Raw genomic sequence first — 23512 nt, 5'->3', positions numbered from 1 at the left:
GCGAAGGACTTTTTCTGATGGCAACCATCCAACGGCGTGCCTACGCTGAAATGTTCGGCCCCACCGTGGGTGACCGCTTGCGCCTGGCCGACACCGACTTGGTCATCGAGGTGGAACAAGACCTGACCTTGCGCGCTGGCGGCTATGGCGAAGAAGTCAAGTTCGGCGGCGGCAAGACCATCCGCGACGGCATGGGCCAGAGCCAGCGCATCAACGGCCCCGGCCCCATGGACGCGGTCGATTGCGTGCTCACCAATGCCTTGATCCTGGACCACTGGGGCATCGTCAAGGCCGACATCGGCCTGCGCAGCGGACGCATCTTCAAGATCGGCAAGGCCGGCAACCCCGACGTGCAACCGGGCGTGGACATCGTCGTCGGCCCCGGCACCGAGGTCATCGCGGCTGAAGGCATGATCGTGACCGCTGGTGGCATCGACACGCACATCCACTTCATCTGCCCACAGCAGATCGAAGAAGCGCTGATGAGCGGGGTGACCACCATGATCGGCGGCGGCACTGGCCCGGCCACCGGCACCTTCGCCACCACCTGCACGCCCGGCCCCGAGAACATCAAGCTGATGATGCAGGCTGGCGACGCCTTCCCCATGAACCTGGGCTTTTTGGGCAAGGGCAATGCCAGCCGCCCCGAGGCCCTGCGCCAGCAGGTCGAGGCCGGCGTGATCGGTCTGAAGCTGCATGAAGACTGGGGCACCACGCCCGCTGCCATCGACACCTGCCTGAGCGTGGCCGAAGAGACCGACATCCAGGTGGCCATCCACTCGGACACCCTGAACGAATCCGGCTTTGTGGAAGACACAGTGGCCGCCTTCAAGGGCCGCACCATCCACAGCTTCCACACGGAGGGCGCTGGCGGCGGGCATGCGCCCGACATCATGAAGGTGGTGGGCGAGCCCAATGTGTTGCCTTCATCGACCAACCCGACGCGGCCCTTCACGGTCAACACCATCGACGAGCACCTGGACATGCTCATGGTGTGCCACCACCTGGACGCCTCCATCGCCGAAGACCTGGCCTTCGCCGAAAGCCGCATCCGCCGCGAAACCATCGCCGCCGAAGACATCCTGCACGACCTGGGCGCCATCAGCATGTTCAGTTCCGACTCGCAGGCCATGGGCCGCGTCGGCGAGGTCATCATGCGCACGTGGCAAACCGCCCACAAGATGAAGTCGCAACGCGGCAAGTTGCCTGGCGACTCCGACCGCCACGACAACGCCCGCATCAAGCGCTATGTGGCCAAGTACACGATCAACCCGGCGCTGGCGCACGGCATCTCGCACGAGGTCGGTAGCATCGAAGAAGGCAAATGGGCCGATCTGGTGGTGTGGCGCCCAGCATTTTTTGGGGTCAAGCCTTCGCTCATCCTGAAGGGCGGCTTCATCGCGGCCGCCGCCATGGGTGATCCGAACGCCTCCATCCCCACGCCGCAGCCGGTGCATTACCGTTCGATGTTCGGATCGCATGGTGGCGCCCTGCCCCGCACCTCCTTGACGTTCATGAGCCAGGCTGGTGTGGCCGCGGGCCTGCCCGAGCAATATGGTTTGAAGAAAACCGTGTCCGCCGTCAAGGGCTGCCGCAGTGTCAAGAAGATGGACATGGTCCACAACGACTACCTGCCGGTGATGGAGATTGACGCGCAAACCTACCAGGTGCGCGCCGATGGCCAGTTGCTGACTTGCGAGCCGGCCACGGTGCTGCCGATGGCGCAGCGCTATTTCTTGTTCTAAGGCGGCATTCGGTTCAGCGAGCTGAAGAGCTCCAGCGCATTGAAGATCGCCGCGCCCAGGGCAGTGTTGTCGAACACGCACCAGACCGATGCAAAGTGTGGCGCAACGGCCCGCAACCGATGCGCCAAGGCCTGCAGATAGGCCTGGCCATAGGCATCGTGGTAAATGCGCGGTGAACCATGCAGACGATAGTAGGCGACGCGAGAAGATGGGCCGCCTTCGGGCACCAAGGGCCAGGCCGCGCCAGCGCAGGGGGCCGGATCGGCCAGAACCAGATCAATGCCATGCTGAGACAACAGTGCCGAGCCCTCCGGCCCGAACCAACTGGTGTGCCGGGGCTCGATCACCACGGGGCCCGCATGGCGCTCACGCAGCGAGGCGAAGAATGTGTTGCCCTGTTTGGTTTGCAAAGCCAGGCTGGGTGGCAATTGAACCAGCAGGCATCCCAGCTTCTCGCCCAATTGCCCGGCCTCTGTCAAAAAGGTGTCCAGCAGATCTTGGCAATCCCCCAGACGGCGCTCGTGGGTGATGGCCTTGGGCAGCTTGACGGAAAAGCGGAATGCCGGCGGAACGCTGGCGGCCCAACGAGCGTAGGTGGCCGGCTTGTGCGACCGGTAGAAGCTGGAATTGATCTCCACAGCGTTCAAGCGGCTGGCGTAACGCTCCAGGTGGCTGCCCTCAGGCGCGAACGCGCCCTGCGCGTCCTTGGGCAAGGCCCAGCCCGCGCATCCGATGTGGCATCGCCCTGCATCAAAGTGGCATGCGCCGTGCATGTCAGTCCTCATGGGCCAAACACTACCAGGGTCGATGATGACCACCCAGCGCGCAGGGCCTGCCGTATTTACACTATCCCTCTCTCCGCACAGGTATCGAATGGGCTCGCCATGCTGACCGTCAACAAACTTCTCCCTCAGGGCCAAGGCCTGGCCAACGCGCTGCTCAAGCGCGCGCACACCGTCGAGCTGGACTGGGATGTGCGCCAGAAAAGCCGCTTCGACGCCACCGACAGCGCCGGCCGCCAACTGGGTATTTTTCTGAACCGTGGCACCGCCGTGCGCGGCGGTGACGTGCTGGTGGCCGAAGACGGCTCGCTGATCCGCGTCACCGCCAAGCCTCAGCCGGTGCTGGTGATCACGCCCTGCTCGGAGCATGGCAGCGCTTTTGACCTGACCCGCGCCGCCTACCACCTGGGCAACCGCCATGTGCAGATCGAACTGCAGCCGGATCACCTGAAGATCGAGCCCGACCATGTGCTGGCCGACATGCTGCGGTCCATGCACCTCACCGTGGTCGAAGCCACTACCACCTTCGAACCAGAAGGCGGGGCCTATGCGGCCGGTGGCGGACACGCTCATGGCCATGAAGGCCATGCCCATTCGCATGATCATCACGACCACGGCCATGCCGCCCCGGACGCACCCGCGCGCGGCAAGCCCATTGGCATCGCCGTGAAATCCACCGCCGCGCCGCACGTTCACGGCCCCGGCTGCAACCACGGCCACGATCACTGATGCCCAAGGTCCTGGCAGCCGCCGCGCCCTTGAGCGCCGCGGCCCGACTCCAACTGATGTGGCTGGCCTCGCCCGCCTTGCCCGTGGGCGGCTTCAGCTACTCGGAAGTGCTGGAGGCCGCCGTCGAATCAGGCCGAGTCACCAACGAGGCCACCGCCGGCGCCTGGCTGCGCGACCAACTGCACCTCAGCTTGGCCCGCGCCGACTTGGCCGTGGTGGCCAAGGCCCTGCCCGCCTGGCAGCGCCACGATCTGGGCCGCGTCACCGAGCTCAACGACTGGGTGGCGCACACGCGCGAAACCACCGAGTTGAAACTGCAGGCCGAACAGATGGGCCGCTCGCTGATGGAATGGGTGCGCAACCGCGGCGCCTCCGTGGCCCCCAACGACCCGCGCCTGGCCCAATGCGCCGGATTGAAACCCGCGCCCACCTGGCCCGTGGCCTTCGCCTTGGCCGTGGCCCAGTGCCTGCCCGACACCCCTGGCAGCACGGCCTCTCACAGCCACATCGTCAAGGACACTTTGTTGAGCTTTGCCTTTGGCTGGGCCGAAAACATGGTGCAGGCCGCCATCAAATCTGTACCCCTGGGCCAAAGCGCCGGCCAACGCATCTTGCAAAGTCTGATTGACGAGATCCCCGCGGCCATTGACCACGCCTGCGCCTTGCCCGACAGCCAGCGCCAAGCCTTTGCACCCATGCTGGCCATCCTGAGCAGCCAGCATGAAACCCAATACTCACGCCTATTCCGATCATGAACACCAATCTGCACAACATCCCGAACCGCACCAAAAAACTGCCCCCCTTGCGCGTGGGCGTGGGCGGCCCGGTCGGCTCTGGCAAGACCACCTTGGTTGAAATGCTCTGCAAGGGGATGCGCGACACCTACGACCTGGTCGTCGTCACCAACGACATCTACACCAAGGAAGACCAACGCCTGCTGACCGTGGCCGGCGCCCTGGAACCCGACCGCATCATGGGCGTGGAAACCGGCGGTTGCCCGCACACCGCCATCCGCGAAGACGCCTCCATCAACCTGGAAGCCGTCGACCGCATGCTGGCCAAGTACCCCAACGCCGACATCGTCTTCATCGAATCCGGCGGTGACAACCTGGCCGCCACCTTCAGCCCGGAGCTCAGCGACCTGACCATCTACGTGATCGATGTGGCGGCGGGCGAGAAGATCCCGCGCAAAGGTGGTCCGGGCATCACCAAGAGCGATTTGTTCGTCATCAACAAGACCGACCTGGCGCCGCACGTGGGGGCCAACCTGGAGGTGATGGAGGCCGACACCAAGCGCATGCGCGCAGCGCGGCCCTTTGTGATGAGCAACCTCAAGACCAAGGCCGGGCTGGATGAAGTCATCGCTTTCATCGAGACCAAGGGCTTGCTAAAAAGCTGAATGTGCAAAACCAGGGAAAACCCCAGCCCTGAATTTTTCATTCGCCGACTCACCTGATTCGGGGGATGCACCTGCCGGCCCCTGAATGCCAGAATGCGAAAATAAAATATTCAGGGGGTGAGCATGAATCCGGCGTTGTCGAATTTCCTAAATTTATCTCGATGGGTTGCCGCATTGTTGGTGGTTATTGGCCACGTGAGGCATTTGCTGCTGGTTGATTACAAAGACGTCGTTGATAAAACCATCCTTATCAAAGGATTTTATTTCATCACCGGCTTCGGGCACGAAGCGGTGGTCATGTTCTTCATCATCAGCGGCTATTTGGTCGGCGCTTTGACATTTGAACGCTGGAAATCCAGCGGGCCCAATATGCTGAGCTTCTTTACCGCTCGCATAAGCCGAATTTACACCGTACTGGTGCCTGCATTGTTGATTGGCGCAGCGCTTGACTGGATCGGGACAAACTGGGTCAACTCAAGCGAGTTGTACACCGACTCAGCCCGTTACAACACAAGCTCCCTGAGCACTAAAATAGACGATGCGCTGAACATGTCCACGTTTTTTGGAAATCTGTTCAACCTCCAGGGAATTCTCACCGGACCTTTTGGAAGCAATGGCCCCCTTTGGAGTTTGTCTTATGAGTGGTGGTATTACTGCATTTTTGCCTTGGCAGGCGCCGCGATCACTGGCACAGGAACAAAGAAAATAGCTTATGCAATCGCTGCATTGTCATTGACAGCAGTCTTGCCCAAGGAAATCGTCCTTTTGGGCAGCCTATGGATTCTGGGGTTTTTTGCTCATGCCTGGATAAAATTCGAGAAATGGATACCCCACCCTCTGGTGGGAATGAGCTTGTTCATCGGGGCATTGGTGCTCTCTCGCCTCAGCCACAATGTCGACAACCTTGAAAATCATGAATCTCTGACCGCTTCGCTTTCACGTGATATTTTTGTGGGAGTGGCTTACCTCCTTGCCGTTGTCAGTGCAAGCAAGCTTTCAAGGACTCCCCGCCATGTCAAGCTGCATGCTGCCCTGGCCGATTTTTCATACTCCACCTACCTTTGCCATTTCCCCATGATGGTTTTTTTGGTGGCACTGCTGCACCAGTTAAGTGGCTTGAATTTCCAACAGCAACCTCACCTTCCAGGTCTGGTTTATTTTGCAGGCCTGACCACCACGCTCTACCTTTATTGCTATCTCAACTATTTGAGTTTCGAACGCCACACCAACAGCATCAGGGCCAATTTAGCCTCGTTGTTCAAAAGAGATGGCGATGCCCAGGAGCCCCGGCTTAAAGGCACGGCACATGCACACCTGGGCAAAACCGCTGCGAACAAAAGGTAAACTAGCAGGCTTGGTCACCCTCCGTAGTACAACGGATAGTACGGGCCCCTCCTAAGGGTCAGATCCATGTTCGATTCATGGCGGGGGGACCATCTGACCAGGGCCAAGCAGCGGTGAAGGGCTCGCTGTCAAAGATGGGTGCTCGTCCTTCAAGCCAACACCCGACATGTTCAATCGCCTTGACTCGCGCAGCAAGTGGAGCAGCTTCTCAGCGGCCTGCTCGCATGGCAGTCCTTCCGGCCTCACATTTGAGATGCAATTGCGGTCGGCATCGGTCAAACCAGGGCGCGGCATCCACGTCATGTAAAGGCCCATGCTGTCGGGCGAACTCAAGCCAGGCCGCTCACCGATCAGGATCACGGCCAAACGCGCGCCGAACAACTCGCCGACCTCGTCTTGAATGGCAACCCGGCCCTGCTCAATGATGACCAAGGGTGCCATGGACCAACCCTCGGCCCTGAGCGAAGGCAACACACGGTCGAGCAAGGGCAAGGAATGCAAGCCCACCGCCAGCGCCGACAGCCCATCAGCAATCATGAAAACAACGTCATGTGAGCGCCTGTCTGCCTGTGAGCCATCGGGCTTTGTACCTTTCGCGCGGTCCAGCAGCGCTCGCCTCGATGAAGCGTCCAGCCTTCGCCCCAGGTCGGGTCGCTTCAGATAAGTGTCCCGGTCGGCAGCCGCGCTGTGCAACACCAACGTCTCCTGGCCCAGGACGCTCAGCGCTGATTGGAGCGCGACCACGTCCAGCGCCAAGTGCACTGCGTCGCGCGCCTTCGCATGCGCCAACTGAAACGCCAACTGCGGCGCAGTCGGCAAGCTCACACCGGCCCGACCCAGGGCGATGCGCGCCTGGGTAAACCGGCGCAGCGCCAGCCAAGGGTTGTGGGTGACAGGAGGCTGGCTCATGGCGCACCCAGCAAGGCATGCTGAAAACCGGGCGGCAACTCATCCAACAGCCGAAAGCCCGCGCCCTCGCCCCGCATGATCTGCATGCGCTGCAGCCAGGCCTCGAACTCGGGGGCCGGCCGCAAGCCCAGCACCCGGCGCACATACAGCGCATCATGGAAAGAGGTGCTCTGGTAGTTGAGCATGATGTCGTCCGAACCAGGCACACCCATCACAAAGGTGCAGCCCGCCGTGGCCAGCAAAGTGAGCAGCACGTCCATGTCGTCCTGGTCGGCTTCGGCATGGTTGGTGTAGCAAACATCGCAGCCCATGGGCAAGCCCAGCAACTTGCCGCAAAAATGGTCCTCCAGCCCGGCGCGGATGATCTGTTTGCCGTCGTACAGATACTCGGGGCCAATGAAGCCGACCACCGTGTTCACCAGCAATGGCTTGAAGTGCCGTGCCACCGCGTAGGCGCGTGCTTCGCAGGTTTGCTGGTCCACACCGTGGTGACCGTTGGCCGACAAGGCGCTGCCCTGGCCAGTCTCGAAGTACATGACGTTGTGGCCCACCGTGCCGCGCTTCAAGGCCAGCGCAGCCTCTTGCGCCTGGCCCAGCAAAGCCAGGTCGATGCCAAAACTGCGGTTGGTGGCTTCGGTCCCGCCAATGGACTGGAACACCAGGTCCACCGGCGCGCCGCGCTCCATGGCCGCCAGGGTGTTGGTGACGTGAGTGAGCACGCAGGATTGGGTGGGGATGGCATATTGGTCAATGAGCTCGGCCATCATCGCCACCAATTTGATGACCTGAGGCACGTTGTCGGTGGCTGGGTTGATGCCGATCACGGCATCACCGCTGCCATACAGCAAGCCATCGATCAGGCTGGCCGCGATGCCACTGGCGTCGTCGGTGGGATGATTGGGCTGCAGGCGGGTGGCCAGCCGGCCTCTCAACCCGATGGTGTTGCGAAAAGCCGTGACCACCCGGCACTTCTGGCCCACCAGAATCAGATCCTGGTTGCGCATGATCTTGCAAACGGCCGCTGCCATCTCGGGTGTGATGCCGGGCGCCACCGCAGCCAAGGTCTCACAGTCAGTCTCGTCTTGCAACAGCCAGTTCCGGAAATCTCCCACCGTGAGGTGGGAAATCGGGGCAAAGGCCTGGGCATCGTGGGTGTCGATGATCAGGCGCGTGACCTCGTCGTCCTCGTAAGGAATCAGCGCCTGGCTCAAGAAAGTGCGCAAGGGCAAATCGGCCAGGGCCATCTGTGCCTCCACCCGCTCTTGTGCCGTTTGCGCGGCAATGCCCGCCAACAGGTCGCCCGATCGCGCGGGCGTGGCCTTGGCCATCAGGTCCTTGAGGTCGCGAAATGCAGTCATGGCGAGACAAATTCAACCCAGACCGCCACAGTCTGCCTGATTTTGCGCGAGGCGGCACCCGCTTTGCTGGTCTGCATGCTCCACCGATTCATGGGTCGTATTCCACATGCACATTGCCTGGTTCGTGCTCGTGGGCACCGTTCTGATTGCCATGGCTTTTTCCGGCCACCTGGTCAAGCGACTGCCTCTGTCTCCAGCCATCCTTTACCTCGGCGTTGGCGCCCTGGTCGGCCCGCTGGGCGCCCGCATGTTGGATTTGTCGCCACAGGACAGCATGCCCTGGCTTGAACTGCTCACGGAAGTGGCCGTGCTGATCACCCTGTTCACCGTGGGCATGCGTTTGCGCGTGCCTTTTTCGCTGTCAGCGTGGGCGGTGCCCTTGCGCCTGGCCACGGCGGGCATGGTCATCACCACGGCCTGCATCGCCTTGACCGGTTGGCTACTGCTGGATTTGCCTTGGCCCGCCTTGCTGTTGCTGGGAGCCATCCTGTCACCCACCGACCCGGTGCTGGCCTCCGAGGTGCAGATACGGCACCCCGATGACCGCGATGGTTTGCGATTTTCGCTGACCGCCGAAGGGGGGCTCAACGATGGGATGGCGTTCCCGGGCGTCATGCTGGCGCTGGGTTTGATGGGCTTGCATGAGATCGGCGATATGGGCTGGCGTTGGCTGGCGATCGATGTGGTGTGGGCAGTGTCTTCCAGCCTGCTGTTGGGCTGGTTGTGCGGCTATGCCGTGGGCAGATCCGTCCATGCCTTGCGGCAAAGCGGGCATGCGCTGGAGGCAGAGGAATTCCTGGCCTTTGGGGTGATCGCGCTGGTGTACGGCGCCGCATTGGCAATCCATGCCTATGGCTTCCTGGCCGTGTTCGCGGCGGGCGCTGCGCTGTCTTATTGCGAGCGCGCCTTGCGGGCCGACAAAATTCCTGTTCCCCACCAGGATGGGGCGCACTCGTCCCGCCTGATCCACTTCAGCGCGCAAAGCGAGCACTTGGCCGAGGTGGCCATCGTGTTGATCATCGGGGCCTCACTGGCATCGGTCGACTGGCATTGGGCCACGGTGGCGTTCGCGCTGCTGGTGATGGTGGTGGCACGCCCGGTGTCGGTTCTGGCCACAGTGCCTTTGCGCCTGATCGACCAACCGCAGCGGCGATTGGTGGCCTGGTTTGGCATCCGGGGGGTGGGATCGGTGTACTACCTGGCTTACGCCATCAACCATGGCATCGACGGCACTGTCGCGCGCACTTTGACCAGCGCGGTCATGATCACGATATTCACATCGATCCTGGCCCACGGCATCACCGCCACACCCCTGATGAGCCGCTATATGCGCCTCAGAAGGCGCCAGCCCAAGTCAGGCAGCAGCTGAGCTTCAGCGCCCGGAGGCGACCAAGGGCTCTTTTTTACGGCAGCTGCCTGGGCCATCGGGAGCCTTCTCTTGCACCAGGGGCATCAGGGCCGGTGCAAGTGACTTGAGGACCTGGGCCGACAGTGCACTGGTGAAGGTGTACTTGGCCGCGTAGGGCTCATGCACATAGGCGGTCAAGGTGCCAAAAAAACGGTCGCCAATCAGGAAGACGAAGGTGGCCGAGCGGTTGACCACGCGCGATGAGATGAGAGCACCACCGGGTCCGTGGACATCAAAGCGGTGATCGCCCGTGCCAGTTTTTCCGCCCACGTCGATCACACTGCCATCGGGCCGCACAAATGCCCCTTTGAGGCGCTTGGCCGTGCCGCCCTCCACAACGATCAGCAAGGTGCGGCGCACCACGTCGGCCACCTCTTCGGGCAAGACGCGTTCGGCTTTGGCGGTGGTTTGTTCAAGCCGGGTTTCGAAGGGCGTGCCCGCGCCGAACTCCAGGCGCTGCAGCTTGCTGACCGGCATGCGCATGCCCCGGTTGACGATGATGCCCATCAGCTCAGCCAAGGCGGCCGGGCGATCGCCCGATGCGCCCAGGGCGGTGGCGTAAGACGGCGTCAAGCTGGAAAACGGGTAACCCAAACGACGCCAGTCGCGGTTGAGGTCGGTGAAGGCATCGCGCTCGAGCAGATTGCGGATGCGGGAGTCTTGCGCGGTCTTGTGGCGGGTCTTGAACAGCCAGACGTAGACCTCCTGCCGCTGGTCGCGGCTGGCTTCCATCACCTCCGTCAAGCTGGCCGTGGGGTGTGCTTTCAAGTAGCCCACCAGCCAGAGGTCAAGCGGGTGAACGCGGGCGATGTAGCCCCGGTCGGCCAGGGAGAACTTGTCGGGCGCGTAGTCGTCGTACAGACGCAGGAGCTTGGCCTCGCCCAAATCCTTCTCGGGCAACTGTTCATTCATGAAGGCCGTGAACTCGGCCAAGGTGGCCTGCGGGTCGATGCCCCGGTATGTGGCAGCCAAACGTGACGGGGCAAAGTTGGCGCGCTTGATGAGCTGGGCGCGCGCTTCGTCAGGTGACTTGCCCTTGTATTTCTTGTAGAAACGGCGCAGGAACTCGCGGCCTTCGCTGTCGGCAAAACGGGCCAGATACTCTTGGCGGCGCGGGTCGTCCGGGTCTTCCAGCAAGTCGCTGTCGGCCTTGCTGTTGTTGGCCATGTAGGTGTAGATCACGTCACGCATCAGGCGGATGAACACCAGGTTGACGGAATGCTGGAAGGCCTCGCGCAGGTCCATCACCCGGCCATCTTCTTCGGATTCGAAGTTGTTGAAGTGGTGCGCGCCGCCACCTGTGAAGAAGGTCTCGCCCGGACTGGCCGAATACCGGCGGTCCATGGCGGCTTCCAGCATGGTTGGCAGGCTCTTGTCCTTGGCATCCAGCAGGTAGTCGCGCGCCCAGCGGCGCAGCACATCCTTGCGCTGCACGGTCACCGCGCTAAGGTCCTCTTCACTCATGGGGCTGTACTGCCCATGCAGATCGGCGATGACCTTGAGGTAGGAAATCAGCGTGCGCAGCTTGGCGGTGGAGCCCAGGTCGAGCTTGGCACCTTCGTTGATGTCGAAGGGCTGGTCCAGGTTGTCGCTTTGCACGCGCAACAGATTGGCCTGGCCGCTGCGCTCGAACAAGGTGAAGCTCAAGGTGAGCTTGCTGGGGTCATCGCCCTCTTGCAGCATGTGGAAGCCATAGAGGCCTTGCGCCTTGGCCAGCTTGGGGTCCTTGAGGTCACTGAGCAGGCGGGTGGCCGTGCGCTGCAACTCGCCATCCAGCGTGCTGTTGGTTTTCAGGTCCAGGCGGTCCAGGTCATACAGCCTCGGCACCTTGAGCATGGTGGACAGCGTGGAGCGCATCGCCGTGATGGCCTTGCGGTCCACGAAAGAAACTGGCCGCTCGGTGGGCTGCACGGGGTGCAGCTTGAGCTTGATGGGCAAGGCCGCATCGCGCAGGGCGATGGGGATCAGGTTGACGCTGGCCAGCAGGCGCAGGTGGCTGTCGGCCAGCCTTTGCAGGTCTTCGTGGCCATCCACCAGGTAGTACGAAGGACGTCGCTGGGCAATGAACAGCGACAGCACTTGCTTGTAGGCCTCGGCCTGGCGCTGCAATTCGGGACCGGAGGCTGCCGGCGATTTGACGGCGGCGTTCAGCAAAGCGTTGACCTCGGCGAAATCGCGGCCGTACCAGGCCCACAGTCCATCGCCCACGCCATGGACTTCGCCCACGCCCGGTTTGGCCGACAAAGGCACGGAGTTGACATAGTCGAGGACGATGCGGCGGCGCGCGGGGCGGGTGTCTTCGCCATCCAGGTAAGCGCGCACGGAGGCCGAGGCCACCTGGCGCAGCTTCTCTTTCATGGACGAAGTGCGGCCGTCGGGCGAATGCCGGTATTTCTCGATCTGCGTGGCCAAGGTGCTGCCACCTGCCGACCCCTGTGCATCGCTGACGTGCCGGGCCACCTGGGTGATCACGGCCTTGCCCAGGCGGCTCCACTCGATGGCCGGGTTGTGGGTCGGGTAAGTGGCATCGAGCAGTTCGCGGTTCTCGATGAACAACAAGGCATCGACCAGGGGATCGGGGATGGCCTCGAAGCGGGGATAGACACGCTCGGGAAAACGCACCGCGTACATGGCCTGACCGCTGCAATCCAGGATCTGCAGGCCGGCTTGAGATGGCTCGTGGTAGGCCGTGAAAATGCCCTTGTCGGTCACGCGCAGCAAGTCGGCCGACATGCGCGCCTGCGCGCTGACCTGGTAGCCCTGCACGCCCAGGCGTTTCACAAAATCGGGAATGTGGCTGTAGCCAAGCCGGTCGTCATAAGGCCCTGGCTGAGGAAAACTGAGTGCGCTACTCGGTCCTGGCTCCACCTTGTAGGTCAGGCCCTGGGCCAGGCCACTCAGGTAACGCGCTTGCAAGCGCGAAGTTTGCACTTCGTCTGAAACGAAATACGCGGCCGCCGCGATGACAAGCACCACGACGCCGCCGATGAGCAGCCGCGCCAGTATTCGGGGGGACTTGGGTTGAGAATCGGTCAAGGGTCACTCAGCTGGGAAAACAGGCCGCTGGCGAGCGGCCAATACGGGCAATTCGCGAAATCCAGCATAAAGCGGATCGGCCTTTTTCATCATTAAAAATGGCTGTGGCTTTCCCGCTTCTTTGGTGTTGCACCGCACGATGTGTGTTGGGCGCAACGGCCCCTTGCTCAAATTACCCTCAAGCGCGCGATCCGGTAGACGGATTCGTAACGAGCGGCGCTGCCAGCCCAGCCAAGCGACTGCGCCATGCCGCTCTGAATCAGGCGCTCCCAGGCAGGCGGATCGCGGTAGCGGCTGAAGGCGCGCTCGATGACCGCGCTGAGCGCATCGGCCGTGGGTGGGGCAAAGACGAATCCGGTGGCGTCGTCCACCACGGAATCGGCCAGGCCGCCCGTGGCATGCACGATGGGCGGGGTGCCGTAGACCAGGCTGTAGAGTTGGTTCAGGCCACAAGGCTCAAACCGTGACGGCATCAAAAAACAGTCGGCGCCCGCCTCGATCAGGTGGGCCAGGCTTTCGTCGAAACCGATGCTCACGTGGACGCGCCCGGGGTGCTGCTGGGCCATGGCCCGCAGGGCATCCTCCAGACCCGCGTCGCCCTTGCCCAGCATGACCAGCTGACCGCCTTCGCTGATGACTTGGGGCACGGCCTGCAGGATCAGATCGCTGCCTTTTTGCTGCGTCAAGCGGCTGACGACGCCGAACAGCATCGCATCGGGATCGGGGGGCAGCTGGCAGCGGCTTTGCAGCGCGGCCTTGTTCGCCCGCTTGCCGGCTTTCACTGTCGCGGCGTCGTAGCGCTGCGGGATGAAGGTGTCCGAGGCTGGATTCCAGACCTCGGTGTCAATGCCGTTGAGGATGCCGTGCAGCCGATCGGCGTGGTCGCGCAGCACGCCTTGCAGGCCAAAGCCCAGCGACTCTTCCTGGATCTCACGGGCATAGGTGGGGCTGACGGTGGTGATCGCATCGGCGAACTGCAGCCCCCCTTTCATGAAGGACAGCTGCGACCAGTACTCCAGGCCACTGACCGACAGCCATTCATCGGGCAGGTCCAGCTTGTGTGCCTCATCCAGCGGGAACAGCCCTTGGAAAGCCAGGTTGTGGATGGTCATGATGCTGGCGGCCCGGCCCGGCAGGCGGCCCAGGTAAGCGGGCGCCAGACCCGTGGGCCAGTCGTTGCAATGAACGATGTCTGCTTGCCAGCCAGGCACGGGGCTGAGCTGGCTGCCCAGGCGTGCCGCCACCTGGCTGAGCCAGGCAAAGCGAACGGCATTGGTGGTGTGGTCCTGGCTGCTTTCGTTCTGGTAGGGGCCGCCGGCCAGCTCATACAACTCCGGGCAGTTCAGCAGCCACAGTGTGAAGCCGGCGGCCTGGTTCACGGCGGGCGCGGCCTGCACCAATCGCGCCGCGGGCCAAACGCCCTGGGCGGGTATGTTGGCCAGCACCTGGCCCTCGTCCACCAATTGGCGCAAAGCGGTGTAGGCAGGCATCAGCACCTTGACGTCCAAACCGCGTTCGGCGAGCGCCTTGGGCAAGGCTGCAGACACCTCGCCCAAGCCGCCAGTCTTGATCCAGGGGGCGCATTCAGGGGTGACGAACAAGATTTTCATGACAGGGATGACTCGGCCGGCGCCTGGTCGGCAGGGACCAGCACGGCAGCTGGCCAATGGGCAAACAGATCAGCCAAGGGCAAGCCGCCAGACGGCCCATCGGTGACCCCGATGACCCGGCCTGTGAGGACATCCCGCCACCGGAGCGGGGCATCGACCGGCAAGCCAAGGCGCGCATCGCCCCAGCATTCGGTCTGCCGCAAGGCACAGACATCGCCCTGGGCCAACGAATACAGCAAACGGCCCACCACGGTGAGGCATTGCTGGCCATCCAGCGCCCTGGCATAGGCGACCACGTGGGGCGCGGCCGCGCCGGTCACGGGCAATGTCTGGTAAGTGCCTCGGCTGAACAAATCCGGATGGCGCGCGCGCAACTGCAACAGCCGCCAGGTGAACAGCATCTTGGGGCCACCATCGCGCCAGTTCTCGCGCAGCTCATTCAAGGCGCGCTCATCGGCCTGGCCACCGGCGAACAGCGATTGCACCTGAGCGTGCCGAGCTTTCAAGGCCTTGAAGTCCACGGAGCGGCGGTTGTCGGGATCCACCAGGCTGAAGTTCCAGGTTTCGCAGCCTTGGTAGATGTCTGGCACACCCGGTGCGGTCAATTTGAAGGTCACCAGACCCAGGCTGTTCAGCGCGCCAAACGGGGTGATCTGGTCCACGAGTGATTGCAGGTCCTTCAAGAAGGGATTGGGCTCGAGCTGCCCCAGCAGCGCGTCGATGAAACGCGCCAGGGCTGCTTCGTACTCCTGGTTGGGGTTGATCCAACTGGTCTGCTCCTTGGCCTCGCGCACCGCTTTGAGCATGTAGGCCTGCACGCGCTGGCACAGGTCGGCCAGCGACTCGCGCGTGACCGGCTCCAGCGGCCACATGCCCACCAGGGTCTGGTACAGCAGGTACTCGTCGTTGCGCGTCGGGGCGAGGACGCCCTCGATGCGGGCCGTGCGCTTGTGGTTCATGGCTTGCCACCGCTCGATGGCGCCTTGCCACACATCTGGCATTTCCGACAGCACATCGATGCGGGTGCGCACGTCTTCGGAACGCTTGGTGTCATGCGTTGAGGTGGCCAACATGTTGTGCGGCGTGAAGCGGGCCCGGTGCTGGTTGGCCGCATGGAAAGCGCTGACCGACAGGCCGAAGTGGCGCGGGTCACCACCCACATCGTTGAGCGACGCCAGGCGGTGGTAGCGGTAGAACGCCGTGTCCTCCATGGACTTGGCCATGACCGGCGCGGTGAACTGCTGCCACCGGTAGACCAGATTCAGCATGGCTTGTCGGCGATCAGGATTCGGCTCGGTGGGCGCGCCCAGCATGACGTCGCGCAGGTAGTCGATGACACTGACCTCCGAAGCCCGGCTGCGGCGCTTGGCGGCGGCCGTGGCCCAGTCGATGTGCTGGCGATCGGCGTCGCTGAAGCCGCGCTCGCCAATGTAGGTGCGGTAAACGGGAAAAGCCGCAGCGACGGCGCGCAGGGCCACGCGCAATCGGTTGCGGGTGAAGTCGCAAGTGCGCCGGTCGCCCAGGGCGATGCGGTGCAAGGCCTCGGTCAGCACCTCCAGGTCACTGGACAGGGAGGTGGCGATGATGTCGAGTTTGGCTTGGTACAAGACCTCATCGAACACCAGCTTGTGCCCGATGAAATCGGTGTAAAGGCGGTCGAAATCCTCTTCGTGCTCGCCATCCACGAACAGCCCGTTGACCAGGTTGGAGAACCGGTAGCCCGTGCCGCCATGCACGGGCCAGTCGGGCGGCAAACGCTCATGGTCGGCCAGGATTTTTTCCACGGCCAGGAACAAGGCCCTGGGCGCCTCATCCGGTTCATCGGCGGCCCTCATGGTGCTGAGGTAGCGCGATTGCAGCCGGGTGAAATAGCCCTTCGGGTCGCACAGGCCGTCCGGGTGGTCAATGCGCAGGCCCGCCACCTTGCGTGCCTGCAACCACTGGAAGATGGTGTGGTGCGTGGCCTCGAACACGGCTTCGCGCTCCATGCGCACGGCGGCCAGCGTGTTGATGTCGAAGAAGCGGCGGTAGTTGATGTCATCACCCGCCACCCGCCAGAAGGCCAGGCGGTAGGCTTGCTTCTGGATCAGCGCATCAAGAGCGTCGAAGCTGGCGGCATCGCCCGGCGTGCCATTGATGACGGCCAGGCACGCCTCTGCCCAAGGCGCCAGCCAATTGAATCGGCCAGCCAACTGGGCCAATCGCTTCTTGTGGATGCCCTTGTCACGGTGGCGTACCGCCCGTTGCGAGGGCGTCAGATCATCTCGCTGCGGCAGGCTGGCCAGGGCGTGCAAGAGCGACTGAACAATCTGAACCTCTTCGCCGGCCGACTCGTCAGCAGGTGCCGGGGCAGGCGCCATGGCCATGATGTCGGCATAGTGGCGCGGGTCGATGGGGAAGCGATGGTCGTAATAGTGGATCCAGAACTCGCCGGCCGTGACATCGAATGAGAGCTTGAGCTCGCCAGCCTCCAGCACCTTGCCATAGTGGTCACCCAATACCGGCACCAGCACCTGGCCTGACAGTTCGGGCGCGGGCGGGTTCCACTCGATGTCGAAGGTCTCCGCATGCAGGGAGGCGGGGCCGCTTTCCAGCACGTCCAGCCACCAGGCGTTGTCGGCCTGAAGCACGCCCATGTGGTTGGGCACGATGTCGATCAACTGGTGCATGCCATGGCGGGCCAGGCAGACGCACAGTTGCTCAAAATCGGCTTCGTCGCCAATCTCGGGGTTGAGCGCACTGTGGTCGATGATGTCGTAGCCGTGCGTGCTGCCCGCCCTGGCCCGCAGGTAGGGCGATGTGTAGAGATGGCTGATTCCCAAGGCGTCCAGGTAAGGCACGATGTCCGTGGCGTCGCTGAAGCGAAAGTCCTTGTGCAATTGCACCCGGTAGGTGGCGCGAGGGATCACCGCGGTCGACATCGGCGGCAACTCGTCCTGCAAGCCGTGAGGCGCCACATCGCTGGGCCGCGCTTTGCGCAGGGCTTCGCTGACCGACTGCAGGCGAGGATCGCTGGCCAACGTCTCCAGGGTGACGGCCAGCTTGCGCCGCCAGTTGGGGAATTGCGATTCGCTGGTGCCCGGGATGTTGACCTGGATGAGCTGTTGGGTGACGTCTTCCAGTTGTACGCCCACCAGCTGAGCGGGCGTGCGACCCAGGAAACTGTAAACCGCGTCGGTGAACGCCGGCGAGGTGTCGTCCGTCATAGAAGGATGCACGCTGCCATCCTCGGGGATGAGGCCTTCTTGTTCCAGAGCCAGCAGCAATTGGGCCCGGTCTTGCGCGCGGCCCACCACCTGCTGGGCCCTCACCTCGTCATTGGGAAACAGACCCAGCTCGGTCCGCAGGTCCACATCCTTGCCGTTCCAGAAGCCACGCAGCGTGGGCAGGTCGTGGGTGCTGACCACGGCCAGGGCATGGGGTGACCACTCCGCGGGCCGCTTGAAACGACCGTCGTGCGTCCGCTCGAAGAACAGAGGGCAGTAAGACAGCAGGTACTGCTCGCGCATGGCCTCGCGCATGCGCGGTGGCACGGTGCCCAGGTCTTCGCCAATGACCAGGCAGTGGTGGCGATGGCTTTCCAGCGCCAGGATGCCCATCATCTCGTCGAAGGGATAGTTCATGTAGGCGCCCGACTTGGCACCGTCTTCAGGGTGGATCCAGAACAAGCGCATCAGGGCCATCACATGGTCGATGCGCAAAGCGCCCGCGCATCGCATGTTGGCACGCAAGGTGTCGATGAAGGGCTGAAAATCCTGCTCGCGCAAACGCGATGGGATCATCGGCGGCAGGCCCCAATCCTGGCCTGCCAGGTTGTACTCTTCAGGCGGCGCGCCGACGTGCAGCGCCATGGCGTACAGACTGCGCCTGGACCAGGTTTCCGCCCCACCCTCGTTCACGCCCACGGCCAGGTCACGGTACAGGCCGATGGCCATGCCCAGCGACTCGGCCCGCGCCTGGGCAGACTGAAGCTGCACCTCGGCCTGCCATTGAAGGTACTCGAAGAACTCGACATGCGCCTCGTGCTCGCGCTCAAACTCGGCCACCTCGGGCGAGTTGGGATCGCGGTAGGCTGGTGGCCACAGAGACCACCCCCACACCGACGCATCCTGCGCGTGGAAATGCGCTTGCAAGGTCTCGAACAAGGCTTGGCGGCGCAGCTCACCACCGCGCTCTTTCTGGTAGGCCCTGAATGCGCGACCGCGGCGGGTGTCACCCGACAAATGGCGCAAATGGAAGTGCTTGAACAGCATCTCCAGCACCTCGAATTTGGCCGCAGCCACCGCTTGGTAATCAACGATCTCTGGTTCGCGCAAAGCCTGCAAGCGCTGCTGAAACACCACGCTGTTGACCAGGTCGCTCGCGAAACGGCACTCGGCATAATCAGGCACGGCCGTCACGTCGATGTACAGCACGTTCATGGCGTTGCGGCTGGACGGGCTGTAGGGGCTGGCCCGCTCGGGCTCGTGCGGGAACAAGGCGTGCAAGGGGTTCAACCCCACAAAGGACGCGCCCTGCCCGGCCACGATCTCCAGCAACCGTTTCAGGTCGGAGAAATCGCCAATGCCCCAGTTGTCGTTCGACCGCAGGGCATAAAGCTGGATGCTCGGCCCCCACAGGCGCTCGCCCTGCTTGAGCACCTTGGGTTCGTGGCACCGCGGCGGGCACACGATGACCCGCGTGCGTGCCAAATCGCCAGACGCTTGCGCGGCCGATCTCAGGGTGAGTTGGTGGTACCCCAATGGCAGAGCCTGAGGCAGGTCAATCTGCAGATGGATCGCCTCGGGATTGCCATCGAGGGAAGCAAACATCAGGCCGCCAAAACGTTCGGCGTTCTCGCACTCCAACGCCCAGGTGTAGCGCTTGTCCGAGTTGCCAAACTGGGGCTGCCTTGGCAGCGTGACCGCGATGCTGGCGGGCTGGCCCTGGCGCAGCACCAGGGTCGAAGGCAGGATCCGTTGTTCCTCGCTGCCCTTCAGCTTGAGCAAGGTGTTGTGCGCCGCTTCGTCGCTGTCGGCCTCCAGGCCCATGGCCTTCAACAGTTTGCGCAGCGAAGCTTCGGGCACTTGGCGCGCCTGACCCCAAAAATCGTCATAGCGGGTGGCCAACCCGACATGTGCGCACAGTGCCTCAAGGCCTGGGGAGATTGACGCGTTGTCCATCAGTTTGCGGTCCGATCGATCCACCAAACACCCGCCCACGGTCCAAGCCCACGGGCAGACACTTCGCCCTCCACCACTGCACCAGACGCCGGTAAGGTGGGCGCGGCAGCAGGCCAGCTCATCGCCTGCTCGGACAGGTTGACCGCCATGCGCAACGCAGCCCCATCTCCCAGCGCCCACCGCACCGAAAGCGCCCGCTCACCGATGCGCTCCGCATGGTGCTCGCCGGTCAGCAGCGTGGTCGTGTGAGGCGCGACATGGAGGCGGCGCCAGGCCAGCAGCTCACGGTAAAAGCTCTGCCAGCGTTGACCTTGCGGCTGGCTTGCGGCAGCCCAATCCAGTTTGCTGCGTTGGAAGGTACCCTCATCGCAGGGGTCGGGGATCAAGGCCTGCGTTCGCGCATCCGAGAACTGAGGGAACTGCGCGAACTCCTTGCGCCGGCCTTCGGTCACGGCCTGGCGCAGCTCGCCACTCCAATCGCTGAAGTACAGAAACGGCGTGGCCGCGCCAAATTCTTCACCCATGAACAGCAAGGGCGGCGCGGGATTGAGCAAGTGCATGGCGGTGACCAGGCGCAAGGCGGGTTCACTGACCAACTGGCCAAGGCGATCGCCCATGGCCCGGTTGCCCACCTGGTCGTGGTTCTGCAAAAAGTTGACCATGTTCATCAAGGGCTGAGGCGAGGTCGTTCGCCGCCTGGGCTGAGCATGCTCCCAGTTGTGGGGGCCGCCCTGCCAGACCAAGCCATCTGTCAGGCTGGTGGCCAGTTGGCCCAGGGTGTCGTCCGCGTATTCGGCGTAATAGCCATCCCGCTCGCCGGTCAACAGCACATGCACGGGATGGTGAAAATCGCCGTTCCACTGCCCTTCGAACCGGCCGGGTGTGCCGGGCTTGTCTAAGCGCGAGGCATCGTTGCTGTCGTTCTCAAGAACCAGGTGAATGTGGCGCTGCGGAAAGGCCTGGCGCACCCTGACTGACAAGGCCGCCATGATGTCAAGCCGAGAGTCGTCCAGCATGGCGTGCACGGCATCGAAACGCAGTCCGTCGAAGCGGTACTCTTCCAGCCAATACAGGGCGTTGTCGATGAAGAAGTCGCGCACCGTGGCGCTGCCCGGCCCGTCGAAGTTGATGGCCGCGCCCCACGCCGTGTGGTGTCGCTCCGAGAAGAAGCCGGGCGCGTAACGGGACAGGTAGTTGCCATCCGGACCAAAGTGGTTGTAGACCACGTCCAGCATCACCATCAGGCCCAGGCCGTGGGCCGCGTCGATGAAGCGCTTCAGGTCGTCGGGGCTGCCATGGCTGCATTGCGGCGCGAACAACAGCACGCCGTCGTAACCCCAGCCAAAGCGCCCGGGGTAGCTGGCCTGCGGCATCAACTGCACGGTGGTGATGCCCAGTTGGGCCAGTTCAGGCAAGCGCGCCTGGGCCGCCGCATAAGTGCCTTCGGGCGTGAAGGCGCCCACGTGCATCTCGTACATCACGGCCTCGTGCCAGGGCACGCCTTGCCAGCCCTGCGAGTGGGCCCACTCGAAACTCAGCGGATCAACGACCTCGCTGAAGTCATGCACGCCATCGGGATTGTTGCGCGATGCCGGGTCTGGCACGTCCAGCTCGCCATCGATGCGCCAACGGTAACGGCTACCCGCCGTGGCTTCGGGCACATGCAACTCGTACCACTCCCGGGCGGGATCTTCATCGCCTTGGCAGGCATTGCCATGGGCTTCGATGAAGCGCGCCTCGTCACCTTCGGCCACCAGGATTTTCAGGACCAGTTCGACACGCTTGGCACCGGGTGCCCAGAGGCGAAAATCAACGCCGCCACCTTCGCGCACTTGGGCGCCAAAGCGCATGGCATGGGCATGGCGGGTGCTCATCCGGGTTCCTGCGTGAACACGACCATGGACCGGGCGGCCAAGGGATAGGTATCGCCCGCCCGCCAGGCCAATTGGTCGGGTTGCCCGCTGTCGTGGCTGGTGTCAAAGCGCGCGGTCCAGTCCTTTTGCTCGTAGTGCGCGGGCAGGATGAATGGCACGTCCTCGTGGTGCCCGTTGATCAGCATCAACAGCGTCTCGGCATTGGCGCGCCGGCCGTGCTCATCGTACTCACCGGTGTGTCGGCCGCAGAACATGGACGCCACGGTGCGGGCCTCTGGTTGTTCCCAGGCCTCGGTGGTCATCTCGCGGCCCTCGGCATCGAACCAGGTGACGTCGCGGTGGCCGTCTTCGTCAATGTGCCCGTCCAGGAAATCGGTGCGGCGCAAGCCGGGCTGGGCTTTGCGGAACTCGATCAGGCGCTGCACGTAGGACAGCAGGCCTTGTTGCTCTGGCGTGAGGTTCCAGTCAAACCAGCTGATCTCGCTGTCCTGGCAATACCCGTTGTTGTTGCCCCCTTGCGAGCGCCCCATTTCATCGCCACCCAGCAGCAAGGGCGTGCCTTGCGAAAGGAACAAGGTGGTCAGCAGGTTGCGTTGCTGCTGCAGGCGCAAGGCGCGAACCGTTTCATCGTCGGTGTCGCCCTCGGCACCGCAGTTCCAGCTGCGGTTGTGGCTTTCGCCATCGCGGTTGTCTTCGCCATTGGCATCGTTGTGCTTGTCGTTGTAGCTAACGAGGTCTCGCAGGGTGAAGCCATCGTGCACAGTGATCAGGTTGACGCTGTCAGTGGGGCAGCGGCCCCGGTGCTCGTACAGGTCACTGGAGCCGCACATGCGGCGCGAGAGTTCGGCCACGGTGTGCTCCTGGCCACGCCAGAAATCGCGCACGGCATCGCGGTACAGGCCGTTCCACTCGACCCAACCTGGCGGAAACCCACCCACCTGGTAGCCGTTGTCGCCCAGATCCCAGGGCTCGGCGATCAGCTTGACGCGCGACAGCACCGGGTCTTGCGCCAGAGCCGCGAAGAAGCTGCTGTGGTGGTCAAAGGCCGATGCGCTGCGGCCCAGTGTGGTCGCCAGGTCAAACCGGAAACCATCCACGTGCATCTGCGTCACCCAATAGCGCAGGCTGTCCATGATCAGGCGCAACACCACCGGGTGGTGGCTGTTGAGGGTGTTGCCGGTGCCGGTGTAGTCCACGTAGTAGCGCGGGTCCTCGGGGCTGAGGCGGTAGTAAGTTGCGTTGTCGATGCCCTTGAAGCACAGCGTGGGGCCCAGGTGATTGCCCTCGGCCGTGTGGTTGTAGACCACGTCCAGGATCACCTCCAGGCCTGCGGCGTGCAGGTCCTTGACCATCTGCTTGAACTCGTTGATCGAGCCGGTGGCGCTGTAGCGCATCTCGGGTGCGAAAAAGCCGATGGTGTTGTAGCCCCAGTAGTTGCGCAGGCCGGACTCGACCAGGCGCTGGTCGTCGATGAAGGCGTGCACTGGCAGCAACTCGATCGAGGTCACGCCCAGCTTCTTCAAGTGGTCAATCACTGCGGGTGATGACAGGCCCGCGTAGGTGCCCCGATGGGCCTCGGGCACGTCAGGGTGCCGCTGGCTCAGGCCCTTGACGTGAACCTCATAGAAGATGGTGTCACGCCAAGGCACTTGCGGAGATCGGTCATCGCCCCAGTCGAATGATTCGTCCACCACCTGCGACTTCGGCATGCCTGGCGCGCTGTCGTCGTTGTTCTGCGCCAGGTCTTCGTCGACCGCGTCCAGTTCGTAGTCGTAGTGGGCAGGAGACCAATTCACCGGCCCGACGATGGCCTTGGCGTAGGGATCGATGAGCAACTTGCTGGGGTTGAAGCGCAACCCCTCTTCAAGCCGGTGCGGACCATGCACCCGGTAGCCATAAAGGGTGCCTGCAGGGCAACCGCGCACATAGCCGTGCCAGACATGGTGCAGCTTGCGCGTCAGCTCAACACGGTGGATTTCGTGGCCATCAGGCGCGTGGAAGCACAACTCGACCCGGTCGGCCGTGCTGGCGTAAAGCGCGAAGTTGGTACCACTGCCATCGAAGGTGGCCCCCAGCGGATAGGCTTGACCAGCCTCCAGGTGCCACCCATGCGCCGCCTTGGCTGCCTTCTTGTCTCCCGAAGATTTTTTCATTGC

At 63.2% G+C, this 23512-nt stretch carries 14 protein-coding genes and 1 tRNA gene; 7 read left to right on the top strand and 8 right to left on the bottom strand.

The window, feature by feature from the left end; all coding sequences use genetic code 11:
• Positions 1–17 precede the first annotated feature (17 nt).
• Positions 18–1745 carry an urease subunit alpha gene (gene ureC / locus LQ232_RS21740; protein WP_230182487.1) on the top strand — a complete coding sequence of 576 codons (1728 nt, stop codon included), beginning with the start codon at positions 18–20 and terminating at the stop codon, positions 1743–1745.
• Here the strand turns inward: ureC and LQ232_RS21735 are convergent.
• Complete coding sequence (locus LQ232_RS21735; RefSeq protein WP_230182486.1) at positions 1742–2518, bottom strand: DUF72 domain-containing protein; 777 nt, start codon at positions 2516–2518, stop codon at positions 1742–1744. The two genes, ureC and LQ232_RS21735, sit on opposite strands and share 4 nt — an antisense overlap.
• Before the next feature lie 111 nt (positions 2519–2629).
• Here LQ232_RS21735 and ureE point away from each other — a divergent pair, with 111 nt between their 5' ends.
• From ureE to LQ232_RS21710, 5 genes are all read left to right on the top strand, one after another.
• Complete coding sequence (gene ureE / locus LQ232_RS21730) at positions 2630–3256, top strand: urease accessory protein UreE (protein WP_230182485.1); 627 nt, start codon at positions 2630–2632, stop codon at positions 3254–3256.
• Positions 3256–4011 (top strand): urease accessory protein UreF, encoded by a 756-nt coding sequence (locus LQ232_RS21725; protein ID WP_230182484.1) that lies wholly within the window; start codon positions 3256–3258, stop codon positions 4009–4011. Before ureE ends, LQ232_RS21725 begins: the two co-directional genes overlap by 1 nt.
• Positions 4008–4655, top strand: coding sequence for an urease accessory protein UreG (ureG, locus tag LQ232_RS21720; protein ID WP_230182483.1), 648 nt, complete (start codon positions 4008–4010; stop codon positions 4653–4655). The genes LQ232_RS21725 and ureG overlap by 4 nt, the downstream gene beginning before the upstream one ends.
• 123 nt (positions 4656–4778) lie before the next feature.
• Positions 4779–5999, top strand: a complete 1221-nt coding sequence (locus tag LQ232_RS21715; protein WP_230182482.1) for an acyltransferase — start codon at positions 4779–4781, stop codon at positions 5997–5999.
• A gap of 17 nt (positions 6000–6016) precedes the next feature.
• Positions 6017–6091: transfer RNA gene (locus LQ232_RS21710), tRNA-Arg, on the top strand.
• On the opposite strand, the gene eutC is transcribed toward LQ232_RS21710, so the two are convergent.
• Positions 6075–6908 (bottom strand): ethanolamine ammonia-lyase subunit EutC, encoded by an 834-nt coding sequence (gene eutC, locus LQ232_RS21705; protein ID WP_230182481.1) that lies wholly within the window; start codon positions 6906–6908, stop codon positions 6075–6077. The genes LQ232_RS21710 and eutC overlap by 17 nt on opposite strands.
• Complete coding sequence (locus tag LQ232_RS21700) at positions 6905–8266, bottom strand: ethanolamine ammonia-lyase subunit EutB (protein ID WP_230182480.1); 1362 nt, start codon at positions 8264–8266, stop codon at positions 6905–6907. The genes eutC and LQ232_RS21700 overlap by 4 nt, the downstream gene beginning before the upstream one ends.
• A gap of 106 nt (positions 8267–8372) precedes the next feature.
• Here LQ232_RS21700 and LQ232_RS21695 point away from each other — a divergent pair, with 106 nt between their 5' ends.
• A complete protein-coding gene (locus LQ232_RS21695) occupies positions 8373–9635 on the top strand; it encodes a sodium:proton antiporter (RefSeq protein ID WP_230182479.1) in 1263 nt (420 codons plus the stop codon).
• A gap of 3 nt (positions 9636–9638) precedes the next feature.
• Here the strand turns inward: LQ232_RS21695 and LQ232_RS21690 are convergent, their stop codons facing one another.
• The 5 genes from LQ232_RS21690 to glgX form a co-directional block, all read right to left on the bottom strand.
• A complete protein-coding gene (locus tag LQ232_RS21690) occupies positions 9639–12710 on the bottom strand; it encodes a transglycosylase domain-containing protein (RefSeq protein WP_230182478.1) in 3072 nt (1023 codons plus the stop codon).
• 167 nt (positions 12711–12877) lie between these two features.
• Positions 12878–14320 carry a glycogen synthase GlgA gene (gene glgA / locus LQ232_RS21685; RefSeq protein ID WP_230182477.1) on the bottom strand — a complete coding sequence of 481 codons (1443 nt, stop codon included), beginning with the start codon at positions 14318–14320 and terminating at the stop codon, positions 12878–12880.
• Positions 14317–19482: a malto-oligosyltrehalose synthase gene (locus LQ232_RS21680; RefSeq protein WP_230182476.1), complete on the bottom strand. Its 5166-nt coding sequence runs from the start codon at positions 19480–19482 to the stop codon at positions 14317–14319. Before LQ232_RS21680 ends, glgA begins: the two co-directional genes overlap by 4 nt.
• Complete coding sequence (gene treZ / locus LQ232_RS21675; RefSeq protein WP_230182475.1) at positions 19482–21356, bottom strand: malto-oligosyltrehalose trehalohydrolase; 1875 nt, start codon at positions 21354–21356, stop codon at positions 19482–19484. The genes LQ232_RS21680 and treZ overlap by 1 nt, the downstream gene beginning before the upstream one ends.
• Positions 21353–23509 (bottom strand): glycogen debranching protein GlgX, encoded by a 2157-nt coding sequence (gene glgX / locus LQ232_RS21670; protein ID WP_230182474.1) that lies wholly within the window; start codon positions 23507–23509, stop codon positions 21353–21355. Before glgX ends, treZ begins: the two co-directional genes overlap by 4 nt.
• Between the last annotated feature and the right edge of the window lie 3 nt (positions 23510–23512).

Source organism: Aquabacterium sp. CECT 9606 (assembly GCF_918741295.1).
In the GTDB taxonomy this organism is placed as follows: Bacteria; Pseudomonadota; Gammaproteobacteria; order Burkholderiales; family Burkholderiaceae_C; genus Aquabacterium.
The sequence above is the reverse complement of the archived record's forward strand: the minus strand, read 5'-3'. Positions and strand labels throughout refer to the sequence as shown.

Coding starts and splice junctions, on each gene's coding strand:
- LQ232_RS21700 (WP_230182480.1), bottom strand. CDS start 8,266: ATGACTGCATTTCGCGACCTCAAGGACCTGATGGCCAAGGCCACGCCC.
- ureE (WP_230182485.1), top strand. CDS start 2,630: ATGCTGACCGTCAACAAACTTCTCCCTCAGGGCCAAGGCCTGGCCAAC.
- LQ232_RS21695 (WP_230182479.1), top strand. CDS start 8,373: ATGCACATTGCCTGGTTCGTGCTCGTGGGCACCGTTCTGATTGCCATG.
- ureG (WP_230182483.1), top strand. CDS start 4,008: ATGAACACCAATCTGCACAACATCCCGAACCGCACCAAAAAACTGCCC.
- LQ232_RS21725 (WP_230182484.1), top strand. CDS start 3,256: ATGCCCAAGGTCCTGGCAGCCGCCGCGCCCTTGAGCGCCGCGGCCCGA.
- glgX (WP_230182474.1), bottom strand. CDS start 23,509: ATGAAAAAATCTTCGGGAGACAAGAAGGCAGCCAAGGCGGCGCATGGG.
- ureC (WP_230182487.1), top strand. CDS start 18: ATGGCAACCATCCAACGGCGTGCCTACGCTGAAATGTTCGGCCCCACC.
- LQ232_RS21735 (WP_230182486.1), bottom strand. CDS start 2,518: ATGCACGGCGCATGCCACTTTGATGCAGGGCGATGCCACATCGGATGC.
- eutC (WP_230182481.1), bottom strand. CDS start 6,908: ATGAGCCAGCCTCCTGTCACCCACAACCCTTGGCTGGCGCTGCGCCGG.
- treZ (WP_230182475.1), bottom strand. CDS start 21,356: ATGAGCACCCGCCATGCCCATGCCATGCGCTTTGGCGCCCAAGTGCGC.
- glgA (WP_230182477.1), bottom strand. CDS start 14,320: ATGAAAATCTTGTTCGTCACCCCTGAATGCGCCCCCTGGATCAAGACT.
- LQ232_RS21715 (WP_230182482.1), top strand. CDS start 4,779: ATGAATCCGGCGTTGTCGAATTTCCTAAATTTATCTCGATGGGTTGCC.
- LQ232_RS21680 (WP_230182476.1), bottom strand. CDS start 19,482: ATGGACAACGCGTCAATCTCCCCAGGCCTTGAGGCACTGTGCGCACAT.